Source organism: Arthrobacter yangruifuii (genome assembly GCF_009192775.1).
In the GTDB taxonomy this organism is placed as follows: Bacteria; Actinomycetota; Actinomycetes; order Actinomycetales; family Micrococcaceae; genus Arthrobacter_B; species Arthrobacter_B yangruifuii.
This window is the reverse complement of sequence record NZ_VTFX01000005.1, coordinates 331,717-349,072: the sequence shown is the minus strand read 5'-3', so window position 1 is coordinate 349,072 and position 17,356 is coordinate 331,717. Positions and strand designations below refer to the sequence as shown.

The window sequence follows — 17,356 nt, the reverse complement described above, 5'->3', positions numbered from 1 at the left end:
CGGCGGGCAGACGCGGCCGCGGTTTAATTATCTGCCCGTGCTTCCCCAGCGCAAAAAGGCGGCAGCCACGTAGCGGCTGCCGCCTTGTCTCCGCGCAGTTCCCTCAGCAGGAGGACCGGTCAGGCCTGCAGGATCACCTTGAGGGCATTGGTTTCCGCTGCCCGGGAAAAGGTGTCGTACGCCTCCATGATGTCCTGCAGCTGGTACCGGTGGCTGATGAACTCCTCCGCCGGCAGCTTGCCCTCCGCCACGAGCTTCAGCAGCATGGGCAGCGTATTGGTGTTGACCAAGCCCATGCTGATGTTGATGTTCTCGATCCAGAGCCGGTCCAGTTCCAGGCTGACAGGTTTCCCGTGCACCCCCACGTTTGCCACGTTGCCTCCGGGGCGCACAATGCTGGTGCACATCTCGAATGTTGCCGGGATGCCCACCGCTTCAACGGCCACGTCCACTCCCCACCCGTCGGTTTGGGCCATCACCTGCTCGCGCCAGTCCGCATCCCCGGAGTTCACCCCGTGCGTCGCCCCGAATTTGCGGGCCTGCTCAACACGGTTGGCGTCCAGATCCACGGCAATGACCTTGGCGGCACCATAGAGCCGTGCGGTGGAAATAACGGCCAGTCCAACCGGCCCGGCACCGATGACGGCGACCACGTCACCGGGCTTGGTCCGTCCGTACTGCACACCCATCTCGAACCCGGTGGGGAAAATGTCGCTGAGCAGCACGCCGTGCTCCGAGGACACGCTTTCCGGCAGGAGGTACAGCGAGGTGTCCGCGTAGGGGGCACGCACGTATTCCGCCTGGGTGCCGTCAATCAGGTGGCCGAAAATCCAGCCGATGCCGGCGCTGCCCTCCTCGCCAACACAGTGTGAGTACAACCCTTCCCGGCAGAAGCTGCAGGACCCGTCAGCGGAGACACAGGAGAGGATGACTTTGTCCCCCACCTTGAAGTTGCTGACGCCGCTGCCGATTTCCGTGATGGTGCCGACGCCTTCGTGGCCAAGAATCCGGCCGGGGGTCACCGCAGGGACGTCGCCCTTGAGAATGTGCAGGTCAGTGCCGCAGATGGTGGTCGTGTCGATCTTGACGATGGCATCACGCGGCTCCTGAATCCGGGGATCCGGAACGTCCTTCCAGGACTTCTGCCCGGGGCCTTCGTAAACGAGTGCTTTCATGGTTTCCTCGCCTGGTTATCCGACCTAGGTGCAGGACCCCTTGATGTGCCTGCCTTTCGGGAGCTTCCCGGAGCGTGCCTGTTGCAGAACGGCAGCCGTCGGATGCTTTCCAGCCTAGGTCCTACCGACGGCGGGGTGGAAGAAGCCGCAGCCTATCGTCCGTCCACATAGAGCCATTGGCCCCGTTCGCGGACAAAGCTGCTTCTTTCATGCTGCGTACCGCGCTGGCCGTCCTGCCGGTAGTGGGCACGGAATTCCACCGTGCCTGTGGTGTCCAGCGGGCCGCCGCCGGAGGTTGAGAGGATATCCAGGCGGCGCCATTCCATTCCCGCATCCAACTCCAGCCGGGACGGCCGGTGGTCCGGGTGCCAGGTGGCCAGCAGATAAGGCACGTTGCCGGTGGCGAAGGCACTGTACCGCGAACGCATCAGGGCCTCTGCAGTAGGGGCAGCGGCGGCACCGGAGTGGAACCGTCCGCAGCAGTTCCCGTAGGTTTCCCCGCTCAGGCACGGGCACCTGTCTTCAGCGGTAACAGCGGGCGGGACCGGCGGTGGAGTACTCATACCTTCCAGTATCCCGCGCTGCGGGTACTACTACGGGCCGACGTTGTTCTGCAGCTGTTCCAGGTTGTGCCCTATTTCCCCCGGGACAATTCCGTTGTCCTGCAACGCGCCCACACGCCCGAGCATCAAGACCACGGCTGCGGTCAGCACGGCCATCACCAGGACGGCCAGCATGGCGCGCCCGGCGGCGGACCACCTGGGCCGGGCAAGCACCTGTACCCGCGGCGTCGGCTCCGGCGCCGGCGCCGCCGCTCCCACTGTTGGCGGGACGGACGGCGGCGAGGTAAGCGGTCCGGACAAAGCAGTCTGGGACATCGGTGGAAAGACCGAGGGCAGCGGAGCCGAGGGGTGCCGGGCCTGGCCGGGATCGGTTGCCGGCTCTGTCCCTTGTATCTCTCCGGCAGCGGATGTCGCGGCAATCTCGCCGGCCGGCGCCGGCGGCCCGATCGACTCCACCGTTGCCGGCCCGCTCCAGGGATCCCACTGCTGTTCCGCGGAGCCGGGCGGGTCGGCAGAAGATGCCTGGTCGGCCGGACCGCCCTGACCGGAGACAGACAGCTGGGATACCAGTCCCGGCTGCATAATCCCCTCGGCCCAGCGGTAGTCCAGCAGGGTTGCGGAGACTTCAGCCGCCGTCGGCCGGACGCCGGGATCCCGGCTGGTCATGGCTGTGAGCAGTCCGCGCCAGTAATGCTCCAGGGACGCAGGGACCTCGGGGTCGCGGCTCAGCCGGGCAACGGCTGCCTCTATCGCGCTGCCGCTGAACTCCACCTTGCCGGTTACCGATTCGAGCAGTACCAGGCCAAGCGAGTAGATGTCGCTTGCCGCCTCTGCCCCGAGGCCTGAAGCCTGCTCCGGGCTGAGGTAGTTGGCGGTGCCAAGGGTGGCGCCGGCGGCGGTGATCCGCGCACCGTTCAGGATCAAGGCGATTCCAAAATCCGCCAGCTTGGCCCGCGGCGACGTTCCGGCGGCCATCGAGGGCAGCAGGATGTTTGCCGGCTTGATGTCCCGGTGGACTACTCCCCTGTCATGGATATACGCGAGGGCACCTGCCAGCTCGGCGCCGATGAGGGGAACATCCGTAGGCTCCAGCCCGCCACCTCGAAGCCGCCTGCGCAGATCGGGGCCGTCCACCAGCTCCATGACCAGATAGGTCCGCGGCCCGTCGTCCGCCGTGCCCCCGGGAACCGCGTCATCCTTACCTGCGTCGAACAGGGTCACCAGGCCTGGATGTGACAACGAGGCGAGGAGTCGCATCTCGTTTTCCTGCCGTCCGATGTCATCCGGAGCCACGGCACTGGAGCGGAACACCTTTACCGCAATATCGCGGCCCAGCGCTTCATCCTGGCCCCGGTAGACGGTGGCCATGCCGCCGCGTCCAATTGGTTCAATGAGTCGGTATCTGCCGGCAATGAGCCTGTCCGGGCCACTCGTTGCGCTGGTTTCCATCCTGCAACCTTCTCTCGCCGCTAATAGCGTAGCTGAGGAGAATCGCTGCGTAGATGGCCCGTAACGACTTTTCTTTTACTCTGGTTTACCCCTCGTGCAGGCCCCGCCGCTGCGCTAAACTGTCCCGCCGCCGGGGACGGCGGCGGCAGATTTCCCGGCAGGCATCCCGGCTGTTCCGTGCCCCTAGAGCACCTTGGCAATGTTGTCCCACAGCTGCTGGACGCCGAGGGCAATGAACAGCAGTGCGGTGAATCCGAGGGCAAGATTGGTATGCAGCTTGTTGGCCCACTGCTTCGGAATCCGTCGGCCGTTGAGGAGTCCCAGCAGGGTCACCGCGAGGAAGGGCATGAACAGCGAACCGAGCACACCGTAGGCAAGGATGAGGCCGATCGGCTGTCCGAGCTGGAAGAGGATCATCGGCGGGAAGGTCAGCCAGAGGACGTAGAAGCGGAAGTATTTTCCGCCGATGCGGGTGTCCGGGTGGCCGGATGCCTTGCCCCGGATGTTCCCCCAGAAGTCGGCGAACATCAGGGAGACACCGTTCCACACCCCGATGATCGAGGAGAAGGATGCAGCCCAGAACCCGATCAGGAACCCGGTGCCCACCACGTCTCCGTATCTGGCCTTCAATACGTCATAAAGATCCAGCAGCCCCTCGTCACCGCTGGCGAGGGACACGCCTGCCGCGCGGACCACTTCGGCACCGACAATAAGCATCGCCACCACGAAGATGCCGGTCATGACATAGGCCATGGAATTGTCAATGCGCATGACCCGCATCCACTTAGGCGTGTACCAGCCCTTTTCACGCAGCCAGTATCCGTAGGCGGCGAGGGTGATGGTGCCGCCCACGCCCCCGGCGAGAGCCAACGTGTAAAACACTCCGCCCGCGGGGATCATCGGAATCAGGCCCACGAACATTGCCGGAATGTTGGGTACGGCGATCACAGCCAGCCCCACCACGGTGACGAACATCAGGCCGACGAGCACCGCGGTGATCTTCTCGAAGGTGGCATATCTGCCGAACCAGACCATCACGAAGCCGGCCAGGCCCATGAGGACGGCCCAGGCCGTGAGCGGAAGGACCGGGAAGACCGCCGCCAGCGGCAAGGCGGCGGAGGACATGGCCGTGGCTCCGTAGATGAAGCCCCAGATCATGATGTAGGGACCGAAGTACCAGGTGGTCCATTTCCCCAGGGAACGCCAGCCTTCGAAGATGGTCAGGCCGGTGGCCAGGGTGAAACGGCCGGCTCCTTCCACCAGGATGATTTTCAGGACCACGCCCAGGATCACGGCCCAGAGCAATGCGTACCCGTAACGGGACCCGGCCACCAGCGTGGCCACCATATCTGCGGCACCGACCCCGGTGGCGGCGACCACCAGCCCGGGACCGACGATCTTCCATTTGGCTTCCGATCCGCCGTCGTCGTCCACGGCATCGGCGTGGTTCAGGGGTCTCTTCGGAGGGGTGTCAGCGGCCATGTGACAGTTCCTTTACTTGGGTGCGGAGGTCCGGGCCCGGCCATCTTCGCATCCCACCCCGCCTTCGGACACGGGTGTAACCGGCGCCCGGGTGGATGGCCCACCCCGGGCGCCGGGACCCAGTCAGTCCCCGGAGGCCAGCACCGCCTTGGGGAGGCGGTGGATCGTCACCGCTCCCACCGCGCTAAAGGGGTGCAGCGGGTCCGGATCGGCGGATCCGGTGGGACCTCCCAGCTGGGAGTGCCCGACGGCGCTCATCACCGCATAGGCGTCCCCGCGGTCCCAGCCGTGCCCGTCCACGAGGAACGCGAACATGTCCTCATACCCGCGGGTAATGCTCTCCTGCACCGGATTCCCCAGTCCGACGAAGATCCATTCATCCGCGGTTTCAACCCGTGGAGCCCGCAGGGCCATCCCCTTCACCACGTCCACGCTCACCACGGCAATGCCTTCGGCTTCGATGGCGACGAAGGATGATTCACCTTCAGCCATGATGGCGTGGATATCGCCGATTGACAGGTAGGCGCCCTCAACCATGACGGGCAGGTACACCGTGGATCCGGGACGGCACTGGACCAGGTCCATATTGCCGCCCTGCGGCGTCGACGGCATGATCGTCGAGTTGCTCCCCTCGGCCGGAGCCGTGCCGATGCAACCGATCATCGGACTGGGCGCGAAGGTGTGGCGGCTGGTGACGTGCACGCCGTCGTCGTCAATCGGGACGCGCCGGGTGAACATCTCCTGGCCCATAACGTGCTGAAGTGCCCCGGAGCCCGGAAGGCTGACGGACCAGCCGCGGTCCTTGAGCCGGATCTCGTGGATGGTGACAGCCAGGGCGTCGCCGGGCTGCGCCCCCTCGACGTACACCGGCCCGGTGACCGGGTTGATGCCGACGGTGAGCTTCTCCATGTCGCGGAATTCATGCAGCTGGGCGTACACCTCGTCGCTGGTTTCGAAACCGATGGTTTCCCCGGTGCCCGGAGAGATTTTCAGGGCCGGGGTTTCATTCGCGGAGAAGCCGAACCTGCCGTGGCTCTTGTCCAGAAAATGGTCCATGGTGTTATGCCTTTCGGTCTTCTGCAAGGTCGGCCAGCTCGGAATCCTCCGCCGACAATTCGGTCTTGCGCCCGGTGGCGCGGTAATAAAGGAAAACGCAGGCGCCGATGGCCAGCCACACCAGGCCGCCCACCTTGGCCTCCGTGTTTGCGTTGAACAGGACGTAGCCGATCACCAGGAACCCGGTCACCGGAACCGCCAGGTGAAGCAGGTAGTTGCGGGACTTGCGGCGCACAACGTAGAGCACGACGACGGACAGGTGCAGCAGCATGAAGCCGAACAGTGCACCGAAGTTCACCAGGGAGGAGATGAGGTCGATCTGGCCCACGAAGAACAGGACCAGCACGGCGGAAATACCGGACACCAGCAGGATGGCGTTCTGCGGCACCTGGCGCCCGTTGATCCGGTTCAGGAAAGCAGGCAGCTGACGGTCCCGGCTCATCGAGTACAAAAGGCGGGACGTTGCAGCCTGGGCGGCCATCGCGTTGGCAATACCGACGGCCACCACGTTGACTGCAAAGAATGCCGTTGCCCAGCCACTGCTGGAAGCGGCCTCCACCACGGTGAAGAACGCATTGCCTACTTCGTCATCGCTGAATGAATCCCGGCCGCCGGCCAGGGCGCTGGCCAGCCAGGTCTGCAGGATGAAACACGAAGCGACAATGAGCAGGGCCCCGACCATGGCCTTTCCTGCAGAGTTGCGGCCGCCGGTGGATTCCTCGCTCATGGTGGAGATGCCGTCAAACCCGAGGAAGCTCAGAACGGCAATGGACAGCGCGGAGGCGATCAGCGGTCCGGACACCTTCTCCGGATCCCAGAGCGGCTGCATGGTCAGCTCGGCGCCGGGAACGGTGCCGTTGTTGAGGGCCGTGACGGCGATGACCACGAAGATCACGATGAAGGCCAGTTCCACGGCAAGGAAGACGCGGTTCATGATCTTGATGGAGCTGACGCCGGAAAGATTGATCACCGTATTGATGGCCACGAAGATCAGCGCCCACAGCCAGCGCGGCGTTCCCGGGAAGATCCCCACCATCGACTCCGCGGCGAAGACATAGAGCAGTGTGGGGACAAGGAGGTAATCCAGCAGGATGGCCCAGCCGGCGAAGAACCCGGCGTTGGGATGGATGCCGCGTCCCACATACGAGAAAACGGAGCCGGCCAGCGGAATGGACTTGGCCATTTGGGCGTAGGCGAGGGCGGTGAAGATCATCGCGATCAGCCCAATGAGGTAGACCAGCGGCACCATGCCCTCGGACGCGTTGTAGACCGTTCCGAAAATCGCCCAGGGAGCGATGGGCAGCATAAAGATCAAGCCGTAAATCAGAAGATCGGCTGTCGAGACCGAGCGTCGCAGTTCCTGTTTATAGCCGAGGGATTCCAGCTCCTGCTGGGCATCCCGCTCCTCGGAGCCGGCGGATCGGTTCATGGCTTCGCACTTTCGTTAAGGGGGTTTCTACTGCAGGGCGCCCGCCGGCACGGTCCGTGCCGGGTCCGGCGAAGTCATCATTGCGGAGAAAAGGTCTCCAAACAAGACCAATAACCTCATTAGAATGTTTGTTACGTGCCGGCACCGCTCCGGTCATCGCAGACCCCGCCGCGGCGGAACCAGGAGGACGGTCATGGAAGGCAGCGTCGGTGGTCTCGACACCCCGCTCGAGATTTCCTCACGCGTGGACGACATAGCCGACCGGCTCATCACCGCGATAGCCGTGGGCGAGTATCTGCCCGGTTCCAGGCTCCCTTCGGAGCGGGACCTGGCGGCGTCCCTGCGGGTGGGACGGATGACGGTCCGCGCTGCAATTTCCCGGCTGGTGCGGGAGGGGCTGCTGCGGACCCAGCGGGGCCGGGGCGGGGGGTCTTTTGTACAGAGTTCCCTGCCGGCAGCGGCGGGGAACTCCGCCCACCCGGCCGTCCACCGCGTCCTGGGCAGCCGGTGGGAGGTACTTAAGGACACGTCCGAAGCCATTGCCCACCTGCAGGGCGCCGTGTGCCGCGCGGCCGCAGAAAACCGCTCCGAGGATGACATAGCGGTGCTGGAGCAATGTCTTGAGGCTTTCCGCCGGGCGGCCTCGGGATCGGAATCGCAGATTGCCGATGAACTACTCCACCTGGCCATCGGCGCCGCGGCGCACAACCACACGCTGTCCGCGCTCCTGCTCGATCTCGAGGCCCGGGTCAGCATCTCGGCACCCCGGCATCCCTGGGGCGATGCCGAGGGAATGCGCCGGATGGAGGAACGCGCCTTGCGCGATCATGAGAAGCTCATCGCCGCTATCACCGGGCAGCGGTCCGCCGAAGCCGGTGATCTTGGTCGCATGCATGCCCGCATTGATTTGGAGATGCTGGATAACGCACTTCGGCGTTCAGCGCCGGAAAGCACGGAGATGAATACGCGGGCAAAACAAAAGCAGGACGGGAATTAATCCCGTCCTGCTCCTGATTCAAGCCGGCCCGTGAAACGGACCATAATGTCTAGTTAGACAGCCTGGATGTTAACCGCCTGGGGACCCTTGGGGCCCTGCTCGGTGTCGAACGTGACCTTCTGGTTCTCTTCAAGAGACCGGTAGCCACTGGAGTTGATAGCGGAGTAGTGGGCGAAAACATCAGCGCTGCCATCATCGGGCTCGATGAAGCCGAAGCCCTTTTCAGCGTTGAACCATTTCACGGTACCTGTTGCCATTTTTAATCATCCTTCTGAACGAAACCTGCCCCCGACCTTCGGGGAGTTTCACGCTGCCGTGCCTTCTGTGCAAAATACAGAAAAAGCGGCTGGCCCTAGATCTGGGTTTCGCCGCTTGAACGTACAAATTGCACAACACTGCAACAAGAAAAAGTATAGCGCGGGACCCGTGGAGAGTCACCCCTCCGGCAGCACCTAGGCTTGAAGCATGGACTCCCCGATCGAGAACTACCTACGCAGGATCCACGCCGAGCTAGCCGGTTTGAAGGACGGCAAACCGTACAGCGCCATACCGGCCATGGCCAACGTCAACCCGGATTGCTTCGGGATAGCGCTGGCCACCGCGGACGGTTATGTCTACGAAGTGGGGGACACGCGCGAGGAGTTCAGTATCCAGTCCATCTCCAAGCCCTTCACCTACGCGCTGGCCCTGGCCGATCTGGGCATGGAGGCCGTGGATGCCAAAGTGGACGTGGAGCCCTCCGGGGATTCCTTCAATGAAATCTCCCTGGCCGAAGGCACCGGCCGGCCCGCCAACGCCATGATCAACGCCGGCGCCCTGACCGCCACCTCACTGGTCAAGGGATCCGGCGGCCGGTCCCGTTTCAAGCGCATCCTGGATACCTATTCCGCCTTCGCCGGACGTGACCTCGATGTGAACCAGCGCATTTACACCTCCGAGGCGAGGTCCGGACACCGCAACACCGCCCTGGGTTACCTCCTGCGTTCCTTCGGCATTATCGAAACCGATCCGGCACCGATCATCAAGGACTACTTCCGTCAGTGCTCCGTCATGGTCAATGCACGGGACCTCGCCCTGATGGCCGCCACCCTGGCCAACAGCGGCCGGCATCCCCTTTCCGGAGACGAAGTCCTTGACCTCGCTTCAGTGGAACGCGTGCTTTCGGTGATGACCACCTGCGGCATGTATGACGACGCCGGATCCTGGATCAGCAGCGTCGGCATGCCCGCCAAGTCCGGTGTGGCCGGTGGGATCCTGGCCGTCCTGCCCGGGCAGGTGGGTCTGGCGGTCTATTCCCCTCCCCTCGATGCCCACGGCAACAGCGTCCGCGGGGTGGCGGTCAGCCAACGGCTGTCCCACGACCTCGGACTGCACTTCGTGCGCGCCGCGCGGACGGGCCGCTCCGCCATCCGGGCCATTTATGACATCACCGCTGCCCCCTCAGGCATCCGGCGCACGGATGAGGCAGCCGAGATCCTGGCCGAACACGGCCACCGGGTGCAGGTGATCGAGCTCAACGGCGACCTGCTCTTCGCCGGTGCTGAATCCATGGTGCGTGCGCTGACGGAGCTTCCCGACGACGTCGAACTAGTGGTTGCCGATCTGCGCAGCGTAGACGAAGTGTCCGACGTCGCCATCAGGCTGATAGCCGAGGCAGAGGACATGCTCCGCCGGAGCGGGCGGGAGCTGGCGTTTGTGGAGCTCGAAGGGACGGTCGCCGCATCCCTGCAGGAGCTCGGCCGGGAAACGGCGTCCTTCACCACCAGGTCAGCGGCAATCGAGTGGTGTGAAAACAGGATGCTGGAAGGCCACGGCACCGAACTGGTCCTGCCGGACACCATCGAGCCTGCGGATTCCCCCGCGCTCAGCCCGCTGGATCCCGATGACGCCCAGCTGCTGCAGGACATGATGGAGGACAGGACGTACGACGACGGCGACGTGGTCCGGCGCGTGGGCCAGCGGTTCGGCGGCGTCTTCTTCATCGTCTCCGGGCAAATCATGACGTCCATACCCGGACCGGACGGCAGCAGGGTCAAACTCGCCACCCTCGGCCCGGGCATGACCTTCGGCGAAATGGCCATGGGCGAGGACAGGCGCCAGGAAACCACCGTAAAGGCGTCCGGGCCGGTGCAGGTCAAGGTGCTAACGGCGGACGCCATCGACGAGCTGGCGGAACAGGACCCGGTGCTGAGCATGAACCTGTGGAAGGCCCTGACGCAGGATGCGTACGCCCGGGTGGAGCAGTACCTGCGCGAGGCAGCAGTGCGAATCCACGACTAAGCCGGGGTACGCCGGGAATCCGGGGGATCTGGTGCGCGAGGCACCGGGTCCCCCGCCTATTGTCCGGGTCCCCCGCTGCTGGTCCGGGTTCCTGCGCCACGCAGTGCAGGGATCCGGACAAACTGACGGATCCCTCCGGTGACCGGCCGGACCGCCGGCCCCTGATGCGCGCTGGAATCCACCGGTTAAACGCAAGAGCAGGACGGGAGATCCCGTCCTGCTCTTGTGAGTATCGGCGCTAAGCGGCCGTTACAAAGTCTCTAAAAGATTAGAGGGCCTGGATGTTCGAGGCCTGCGGGCCCTTGGGGCCCTGCTCGGTGTCGAAGCTAACCTTCTGGTTCTCGTCCAGCGACTTGTAGCCGTTGGAGTTGATCGCGGAGTAGTGAGCGAAGACGTCGGCGCTGCCGTCGTCGGGCTCAATGAAGCCGAAGCCCTTTTCGGAGTTGAACCATTTCACGGTACCTGTAGCCATTTTAATATTCCTTCTGCATTCGAAACACATCCCGACTTTCGGGCGGTTTCAGTCGCGGTGTTCCTTTACCGCTTTTACAGAAAAGCAGCTAGACCGTTTGGTTTCGCCGCTTGAAATACAAAATGCGCAACACAACAACTGCGTTTCAGCCTACACGAGGTTTGCCCACATGCCTAATCCACTCCCCCGGGGCCCGTTCCGGCCGCGTCGTAGCGGCGTCGTAGCCGCCTCGTAGCGGCCTCGTAGGCCCGGCTGTCCGCCCGTCGGGCAGACAGCCGGGCCGCCTACTCCGGCATAACCAGCTCGCGCGGAATACGCAGCTGGTCCGGCACCCGCGTCAACAGCAGAGGATCAATCAGCTCACCCCGGCGCAGGACGCTTACCTCGCCGGTGGGCTCCAGGATCGCGACAGCCACTTCGGAGAGATTCCGGATTCCGGCCTGACGCAGCTTGAAGTACAGCTCCTCCTCATGAATGCGGGCCTTGCGCAGTCCGTCATGGATGATCTCGTTCCCGGCCATCAGCAGGATCGGACGGCTGGTGAGGTAGGCACCACGCCGGCTGCGGCGCAGGTAGGCCTCCAGCCGCAGCATCCCGAACATCGTCGCCAGCCCGATGATGCCGGCCGCCAGGGTGGGTGTGTATCCAAGGACAACGCGGCCGAGCACCCCGCCCAGCGCGAGCACGATGGCGTGGTCCAAGGTGGACCAGCTGGCCAGCGCACGTTGCCCGAATCCGCGGACCATCAGGGAAAAAGCCGTATAGATGCCCAGGGCGCTCACAACCACCCAGAGCGCTTCGGACGGACTGACGCCGAGGTTGTGCCACACGGTGCATCTCCTTAGACCCCGGTTCGGGGAACTGCCGGACTACCGAAGATGCTAGTGGCCGCACGGGACGGGTCACAGGGGTCGCGGCGCCGGCCCGGCCGTCAGGCGAAGACTGATGCGCCCTTGTGCGCCGCCGCCATCTCCCGCTGGGTGGCCGTCAGGCGCTGCAGCGCCCCCGTAGCGCCGTCGACGAAGGCCAGGGTGGTCTCGGCCCGCACACAGGCCTGGCCGGTGACCGGGTCATGGATGACGTAGGCCAGGGTGAGGCTGGCTCCCTTGACCGCGCTGATCCAGACGTCGACGTCGGCGGGGATGTTCCGGTAGGTCAGCTCGGCAACGTAACGGACCCGGTGCTCCACCACGAGGGACCGGGTGCCCGGCGGCACATCGCTGAACAATGGAACGGCTGGCTGCAGCCCCGGCCCTCCCGTTCCGCCGGGAGGACCAAAGGCATGCACGCGTGCTTCCTCCAGGATGCGGACAATCTCCACATTGTTGACATGCCCGTAGGCATCCATGTCCCCCCAGCGCATACCGACGGAACAATGGATGACGGAGGAGTTAGAGCTCATCCTTCATATCTAGCACAGCAGCCGCAGGCCGCCGTGCTGCAGGGCCGGTCAGGAGCGGACGGGCAGGGCGGCATCCGCGAGCAGCTGGAACGAGCGCAGCCGGGATTCCAGCGTGGCGGTCTGGGTGGCAACGATCAGCTCATCCGCCTGCGCGTGGTCGGTGAACCAGTCGAGATAGTCCCGGACTTCCCCGGGGTTGCCGACGGCGGAGTAGCGGCCCATCTGCTTGACCTGCTGGCCGCCCGGCGACTGCAGGATCGCGTCGGCTTCCTCATCCGTGAAGGTGCGGTCCCGTCCGAACAGCTGCGTGACGCGGCGGCGCTGCGAGTCGGTGAACATCTGCTGCGCTTCCTCCGTTGTGTCCGCGGCGATAACGTTCACGCCGGCGATGACATACGGCTCGGCCAGCTGGGCCGAGGGCTTGAAGTCGCGGCGGTAGATCATGACGGCGTCCTGCAGTGCCTGCGGAGCGAAGTGTGAGGCGAAGGAGTACGGCAGGCCCAGGGCAGCGGCCAGCTTGGCCCCGAAGAGGGAGGATCCAAGAATGTACAGCGGCACGTCGGTGCCGGCACCCGGCGTGGCGTTGATGCCCGGGATGAGGGTGTTGCCGGTCAGGTAGCCCTGCAGTTCCTGGACGTCCTGGGGGAAGCTGTCCGAAGACATGGGGTCGCGGCGCAGCGCGCGCATGGTTTTCTGGTCGCTGCCCGGAGCCCGGCCGAGGCCCAGGTCAATGCGGCCCGGGAAGAGCGTTTCGAGGGTGCCGAACTGCTCGGCAATGGTCAGCGGCGCATGGTTGGGCAGCATCACGCCGCCGGCGCCAAGCCGGATGCTCTCGGTGTGCGCGGCAATGTAGCCGATCAGCACGCTGGTGGCCGAGGACGCGATAGTGGGCATGTTGTGGTGTTCGGCGTACCAAATACGGGTGTAGCCGAGCTTTTCCGCGTGCTGTGCCAGCGCCAGCGAAGAGGCAAAGGAATCACGTGCCGTCTGGCCCTCATCGATGATGGCGAGATCGAGTATGGAGAGCGGAACAGTCATTGAGGCGTGCCTTTCAGTTGCTTGCACTCCGGACCTTTTTGCCCGGGCACGGTAGTAGCAACCGCGATGCAGCCTTGGTTATTTCATCCGCGGCATGCTTGGGGGGCGCCTCACGTCACTGCCGTCCGCCCCGCCTGGCCAGATAACCGGCGAGGCGGCTGAAGGACTGGTTCCAGGTGGCTTCATGCCCCCGCAGCAGCTTGTCTTCGCTGAAGGGTCCCTCCCGGAAGGTCATGCGGGTGATGGCTTCATCCTCCGGGATCTGAAGGGGTTCCAGCATCACGTTGATCACCCTTACCGGGCCCGCCGGTGAGCCGTCCGCGTGCCTCCACTGCTGCGTCACCTCGAATTGGCGCGGAGGATCGAGGATCCGGTATTCGCCGCCCCACCAGACTTCGTCACCGGTGACGGTATTGACCATGCAGGCCTGGTAGTCCCCGCCTTCGTGCTGATTGGCGGAGACCCGGTCCGGCGGAACAATAAAACCCTCGGCCCCCCACCAGGCGGTGATGCCCGCCAGGTCAATCCAGGCTGAATAAATGGCGGAGGGCCCGGACGGCAGATCCCGCACCATATGCAGGAAGTCCTCTCCGTCGTCGGGAAGCTCGTCATCCATGGATGGCTCCTAGGTGCGGGGACGGGTCTTGCGGCGGTCCTTACTCCAGTGTGGAACCGCGGCCGGGCCAGCACAATGCCGCGGCGCATGGCAGCGGGCGCTAGTTTGGACGGGATGAGCATTCATATCGGAACCTCGGGCTGGGCCTACACCCACTGGCGCAATGTGCTCTACCCCAAGGGCGTGCCCGCACGCGCGTGGCTGGAAAAGTACGCCGCTGAATTCGACACCGTGGAGCTGAACGGCAGCTTTTACCGCTGGCCCCGGGAAGAGGCGTTCGCCGCGTACCGGGAGCGGCTGCCGGAAGGCTACGTCTTTTCGGTCAAGGCTCCCCGCGGACTCACCCATGCCCGAAAGCTTCGGGATCCGGATGAATGGCTCGGACGGATCCAGCGGTGCTTTGCCGAGCTGGGGAACCGCAGCGGAGTGTTCCTGCTGCAGCTTTCCCCGGACATGGAGCGCAATGACGAGCGCCTGGATTATGTGCTGGCTGGACTGCCGGACAGCATCCGCGTGGCGGTGGAATTCCGCCACGACAGCTGGAACACCGAAGACGTCTTCCACTTGTTGGAACGCCACGGCGCCGCCTACACGGTCATGAGCGGTGCGCACCTGCCCTGCACCCTGCGCGCCACGGCCGATTTCGTGTATGTCCGCCTGCACGGGCCGGACCCCGAGCGGCTCTACGCCGGATCCTATTCGGAGCAGGACCTGCAGTGGTGGGTAGCCCGGATCGGGGAATGGAATGCCGCCGGGAAGGACGTCTATGCCTATTTCAACAACGACGGCGAGGGGCACGCGGTCCGTAACGCCCGGAGGCTCAAGGAGCTGACGCTCGTGTGACGTCTGACATACTTGATTGCCGTAAGTGACGCCCTGCACCCTACTGAACGGCAATCCAAACAAATGACGGACCAGATGTACAAAGTGATCGCCATGGCGGTCTACATGCTCGCGATGCTGGCCATCGGCTGGTGGGCCTACCGGAAAACCAACAATCTGGACGACTACATGCTGGCCGGCCGGGACCTGAAACCCGGCGTCGCTGCCCTGAGCGCCGGAGCCTCGGACATGTCCGGCTGGCTGCTGATGGGCCTGCCGGGTGCGATCTACGTTTCCGGACTGGTGGAGGGGTGGATCGCCGTCGGGCTGACCGTGGGTGCCTGGCTGAACTGGAAGTTTGTTGCCCCCCGCCTGCGGGCCTACACCTTGGTCGCGAACAACTCCATCACGGTGCCCAGCTTCCTGGAAAACCGGCTTCGGGACCGGTCACGGACGCTGCGTGTTGTCTCCGGCGTGATCATCCTGGTCTTCTTCACCTTCTATGTTTCCTCCGGCATGGTGGCCGGCGGTGTCTTCTTCGAAACCTCCTTCGGCTCCAGCTACATGGCCGGCATGTTGATCGTCGCCGTCGTCACCATTGCCTACACGCTCTTCGGCGGCTTCCTCGCTGCCAGCTACACCGACGTCGTGCAGGGCCTGATGATGGTCGCCGCCCTGGTGCTGGTGCCCGTGGTGGGCCTGACCCAGGTGGGCGGATTCGGCGGCATGGCCCAGTCCCTGCGTGAAGTGAACCCGGACATGCTGGACCCCATTGCCGGCGGCACGGCACTGGGTATTATTTCCGCGCTGGCCTGGGGCCTGGGCTATTTCGGCCAGCCGCACATCATTGTCCGCTTCATGGCGCTGCGCTCCCCCGCAGATGCCAAGGCCGGACGGCGCATCGGCGTCGGATGGATGCTGTTCAGCGTGGTCGGTGCCATCCTCACCGCACTGGTGGGAGTTGCCTATTTCCAGCAGAACGCGCTGACCCTGGACGAGCCTGAAGCCGTCTTCCTCAGCCTGGCGCAGATCTTCTTCCACCCGCTGGTGGCCGGTTTTGTCCTGGCCGCCGTGCTCGCCGCGATCATGAGCACCATTTCCTCACAGCTGATCGTGACCTCCTCCGCGCTGGTGGAGGACCTTTACAAGATTGTGCTCAAGCGCGACGCCTCACCACGCTCGATGGTGATGCTGGGCCGGCTGGGCGTCCTGGTGGTGTCCGTGATCTCCATCCTCATCGCCTTCGGCCGCAATGACACCATCCTGGACCTGGTCGGCTTCGCCTGGGCCGGCTTCGGTGCTGCTTTCGGGCCGACCATTCTGCTGGCCCTGTTCTGGCGGCGCCTGAGCACCGCCGGCGCGCTGGCGGGCATGATCGCCGGAGCCGTGACTGCGTATGTCTGGGGCAGCATCGATTCCCTGTCCGGGACGCTGTATGAGATTGTTCCCGGCTTCGCCATCAACATCATCCTGTCCGTGGTGGTCAGCATCCTGACCCACAAACCCTCGGCTGATGTGGAGGAAGAGTTCAACGAGGCGGTACGCCTGGCCAAGGAACCGGCCGCGGGCACGCCGGAAGCCTCCGTGGTCCGCTAAATTCCGAGCGAGGCCAGGGTGCTGCGCAGGGTTTCGGCAGATGCCGCCAGTTTCCCGGCCTCTTCCTCGTCCAGCGGCATCTCCAGCATCTTGTAGACGCCGTTATGTCCCACGACCGAGGGAAGGGACAGGGCGACGCCGCTGATGCCGTATTCGCCGTCCAGCATCGCCGACACGGGAAGGACGGCGTTTTCGGCGTTCAGCACCGCTTCGACGATGCGGACTCCGGCCAGGCCGATCGCATAGTTGGTGGCTCCTTTGCCCTCAATCACCTGGTAGGCGGCATTGACGACGTCGTTGGTCGCGGCGGTCAGGAATTCATCCGTGAAGACCTGCCGTCCGCTGACCTCCCATTCCCGGATGGGCACCGGCCCGATGGACGCGTTGGACCAGACCGGGAACTCCGTGTCGCCGTGTTCGCCGATGATGGTCGCGTGCACGCTGGTCATCAGGACGTGCGCCTCCCGTGCCAGCAGCAGGCGCAGCCGGGAGGTGTCCAGCACGGTGCCGGAGGAGAAGATCCGGTTGCGCGGCAGCCCGCCAATCTTCTGCGCCGCGACCGCCAGCACATCGGCCGGATTAGTGACCAGGATGTAGACGGCATCCGGGGCCTGTTCCATCAGCCGCGGTATCAGCGTCTCCAGGATGCGGACGTTGGTGCCGGCCAGGTCCAGCCTGCTTTGGCCCGGCTGCTGGCGGGCTCCGGCGGTGATCACGACGACGTCGGAGCCTGCCAGGGCTTCGATGTCGCCTCCGCCGGTGACGGTATTGGCTCCGGTGAACTGCGTGCCGTGGGCCAGGTCCAGCCCTTCGGCTTCGGCCTTGACCGCGTCGATGTCATAGATTGCGATCTCCCGGGCCGTATCCCGGATGATGGCTGCGTAGGCCAGCGAAGTGCCGACGCTTCCGGCGCCCACGATGCCGAGCTTGGTGATGGGCCGAGTGGTGATGTTGGCCATGGAAAAGCCTCGCTCACAGT

17 protein-coding genes are annotated in these 17,356 nt (G+C 64.5%); 4 read left to right on the top strand and 13 right to left on the bottom strand.

The genetic code is table 11. The features are described 5' to 3' along the window. Positions 1-119 precede the first annotated feature (119 nt). From GD627_RS12505 to GD627_RS12480, 6 genes are all read right to left on the bottom strand, one after another. The gene (locus GD627_RS12505; protein ID WP_152272782.1) at positions 120-1,175 is read right to left on the bottom strand and encodes a zinc-dependent alcohol dehydrogenase family protein; all 1,056 of its coding nucleotides are present in this window, start codon (positions 1,173-1,175) and stop codon (positions 120-122) included. Between the two features lie 152 nt (positions 1,176-1,327). Further along, positions 1,328-1,738 carry a YchJ family protein gene (locus GD627_RS12500; protein WP_146362578.1) on the bottom strand — a complete coding sequence of 137 codons (411 nt, stop codon included), beginning with the start codon at positions 1,736-1,738 and terminating at the stop codon, positions 1,328-1,330. Positions 1,739-1,768: 30 nt separating this feature from the next. After that, a complete protein-coding gene (locus GD627_RS12495; protein ID WP_152272781.1) occupies positions 1,769-3,187 on the bottom strand; it encodes a serine/threonine-protein kinase in 1,419 nt (472 codons plus the stop codon). Positions 3,188-3,370: 183 nt separating this feature from the next. Next, positions 3,371-4,669, bottom strand: a complete 1,299-nt coding sequence (locus GD627_RS12490; protein ID WP_152272780.1) for an Nramp family divalent metal transporter — start codon at positions 4,667-4,669, stop codon at positions 3,371-3,373. A 123-nt stretch (positions 4,670-4,792) separates the two neighbouring features. After that, complete coding sequence (locus tag GD627_RS12485) at positions 4,793-5,725, bottom strand: acetamidase/formamidase family protein (RefSeq protein WP_152272779.1); 933 nt, start codon at positions 5,723-5,725, stop codon at positions 4,793-4,795. Positions 5,726-5,729: 4 nt separating this feature from the next. After that, positions 5,730-7,154, bottom strand: coding sequence for an APC family permease (locus tag GD627_RS12480; protein ID WP_152272778.1), 1,425 nt, complete (start codon positions 7,152-7,154; stop codon positions 5,730-5,732). A gap of 193 nt (positions 7,155-7,347) precedes the next feature. On the opposite strand from GD627_RS12480, the gene GD627_RS12475 reads away from it, so the two are divergent. Beyond that, positions 7,348-8,151 carry a FadR/GntR family transcriptional regulator gene (locus GD627_RS12475; protein ID WP_152272777.1) on the top strand — a complete coding sequence of 268 codons (804 nt, stop codon included), beginning with the start codon at positions 7,348-7,350 and terminating at the stop codon, positions 8,149-8,151. 53 nt (positions 8,152-8,204) lie between these two features. Here GD627_RS12475 and GD627_RS12470 read toward each other — a convergent pair whose 3' ends face one another. Then, positions 8,205-8,408, bottom strand: a complete 204-nt coding sequence (locus GD627_RS12470; RefSeq protein ID WP_146362590.1) for a cold-shock protein — start codon at positions 8,406-8,408, stop codon at positions 8,205-8,207. 208 nt (positions 8,409-8,616) lie between these two features. On the opposite strand from GD627_RS12470, the gene glsA reads away from it, so the two are divergent. Further along, complete coding sequence (glsA, locus tag GD627_RS12465; RefSeq protein ID WP_152272776.1) at positions 8,617-10,431, top strand: glutaminase A; 1,815 nt, start codon at positions 8,617-8,619, stop codon at positions 10,429-10,431. Between the two features lie 268 nt (positions 10,432-10,699). Here glsA and GD627_RS12460 read toward each other — a convergent pair whose 3' ends face one another. The 5 genes from GD627_RS12460 to GD627_RS12440 all read right to left on the bottom strand — a co-directional run bounded on the left by GD627_RS12460 (position 10,700) and on the right by GD627_RS12440 (position 13,959). After that, positions 10,700-10,903 (bottom strand): cold-shock protein, encoded by a 204-nt coding sequence (locus tag GD627_RS12460; RefSeq protein WP_146362594.1) that lies wholly within the window; start codon positions 10,901-10,903, stop codon positions 10,700-10,702. 284 nt (positions 10,904-11,187) lie between these two features. Then, positions 11,188-11,733, bottom strand: coding sequence for a DUF421 domain-containing protein (locus GD627_RS12455; protein WP_246165480.1), 546 nt, complete (start codon positions 11,731-11,733; stop codon positions 11,188-11,190). A gap of 101 nt (positions 11,734-11,834) precedes the next feature. Then, positions 11,835-12,305: an acyl-CoA thioesterase gene (locus GD627_RS12450; protein WP_246165479.1), complete on the bottom strand. Its 471-nt coding sequence runs from the start codon at positions 12,303-12,305 to the stop codon at positions 11,835-11,837. Positions 12,306-12,353: 48 nt separating this feature from the next. Beyond that, complete coding sequence (locus GD627_RS12445; protein WP_152272775.1) at positions 12,354-13,343, bottom strand: LLM class flavin-dependent oxidoreductase; 990 nt, start codon at positions 13,341-13,343, stop codon at positions 12,354-12,356. Between the two features lie 115 nt (positions 13,344-13,458). Next, positions 13,459-13,959 carry an SRPBCC family protein gene (locus tag GD627_RS12440; RefSeq protein WP_152272774.1) on the bottom strand — a complete coding sequence of 167 codons (501 nt, stop codon included), beginning with the start codon at positions 13,957-13,959 and terminating at the stop codon, positions 13,459-13,461. A 114-nt stretch (positions 13,960-14,073) separates the two neighbouring features. Here GD627_RS12440 and GD627_RS12435 point away from each other — a divergent pair, with 114 nt between their 5' ends. Both GD627_RS12435 and putP read left to right on the top strand, forming a co-directional pair. After that, positions 14,074-14,802 (top strand): DUF72 domain-containing protein, encoded by a 729-nt coding sequence (locus GD627_RS12435; RefSeq protein ID WP_152272773.1) that lies wholly within the window; start codon positions 14,074-14,076, stop codon positions 14,800-14,802. A gap of 63 nt (positions 14,803-14,865) precedes the next feature. Continuing rightward, positions 14,866-16,377: a sodium/proline symporter PutP gene (putP, locus tag GD627_RS12430; RefSeq protein WP_152272772.1), complete on the top strand. Its 1,512-nt coding sequence runs from the start codon at positions 14,866-14,868 to the stop codon at positions 16,375-16,377. Here putP and GD627_RS12425 read toward each other — a convergent pair. Next, a complete protein-coding gene (locus tag GD627_RS12425) occupies positions 16,374-17,336 on the bottom strand; it encodes an L-lactate dehydrogenase (RefSeq protein WP_152272771.1) in 963 nt (320 codons plus the stop codon). The genes putP and GD627_RS12425 overlap by 4 nt on opposite strands. Positions 17,337-17,356: the final 20 nt, after the last annotated feature.

What these genes read in the sequence shown, in the direction of transcription:
- GD627_RS12435 (WP_152272773.1), top strand. Translation starts at nt 14,074, where the DNA reads ATGAGCATTCATATCGGAACCTCGGGCTGGGCCTACACCCACTGGCGC.
- glsA (WP_152272776.1), top strand. Translation starts at nt 8,617, where the DNA reads ATGGACTCCCCGATCGAGAACTACCTACGCAGGATCCACGCCGAGCTA.
- GD627_RS12440 (WP_152272774.1), bottom strand. Translation starts at nt 13,959, where the DNA reads ATGGATGACGAGCTTCCCGACGACGGAGAGGACTTCCTGCATATGGTG.
- putP (WP_152272772.1), top strand. Translation starts at nt 14,866, where the DNA reads ATGACGGACCAGATGTACAAAGTGATCGCCATGGCGGTCTACATGCTC.
- GD627_RS12500 (WP_146362578.1), bottom strand. Translation starts at nt 1,738, where the DNA reads ATGAGTACTCCACCGCCGGTCCCGCCCGCTGTTACCGCTGAAGACAGG.
- GD627_RS12445 (WP_152272775.1), bottom strand. Translation starts at nt 13,343, where the DNA reads ATGACTGTTCCGCTCTCCATACTCGATCTCGCCATCATCGATGAGGGC.
- GD627_RS12495 (WP_152272781.1), bottom strand. Translation starts at nt 3,187, where the DNA reads ATGGAAACCAGCGCAACGAGTGGCCCGGACAGGCTCATTGCCGGCAGA.
- GD627_RS12475 (WP_152272777.1), top strand. Translation starts at nt 7,348, where the DNA reads ATGGAAGGCAGCGTCGGTGGTCTCGACACCCCGCTCGAGATTTCCTCA.
- GD627_RS12480 (WP_152272778.1), bottom strand. Translation starts at nt 7,154, where the DNA reads ATGAACCGATCCGCCGGCTCCGAGGAGCGGGATGCCCAGCAGGAGCTG.
- GD627_RS12460 (WP_146362594.1), bottom strand. Translation starts at nt 10,903, where the DNA reads ATGGCTACAGGTACCGTGAAATGGTTCAACTCCGAAAAGGGCTTCGGC.
- GD627_RS12450 (WP_246165479.1), bottom strand. Translation starts at nt 12,305, where the DNA reads ATGAGCTCTAACTCCTCCGTCATCCATTGTTCCGTCGGTATGCGCTGG.
- GD627_RS12485 (WP_152272779.1), bottom strand. Translation starts at nt 5,725, where the DNA reads ATGGACCATTTTCTGGACAAGAGCCACGGCAGGTTCGGCTTCTCCGCG.
- GD627_RS12490 (WP_152272780.1), bottom strand. Translation starts at nt 4,669, where the DNA reads ATGGCCGCTGACACCCCTCCGAAGAGACCCCTGAACCACGCCGATGCC.
- GD627_RS12425 (WP_152272771.1), bottom strand. Translation starts at nt 17,336, where the DNA reads ATGGCCAACATCACCACTCGGCCCATCACCAAGCTCGGCATCGTGGGC.
- GD627_RS12470 (WP_146362590.1), bottom strand. Translation starts at nt 8,408, where the DNA reads ATGGCAACAGGTACCGTGAAATGGTTCAACGCTGAAAAGGGCTTCGGC.
- GD627_RS12505 (WP_152272782.1), bottom strand. Translation starts at nt 1,175, where the DNA reads ATGAAAGCACTCGTTTACGAAGGCCCCGGGCAGAAGTCCTGGAAGGAC.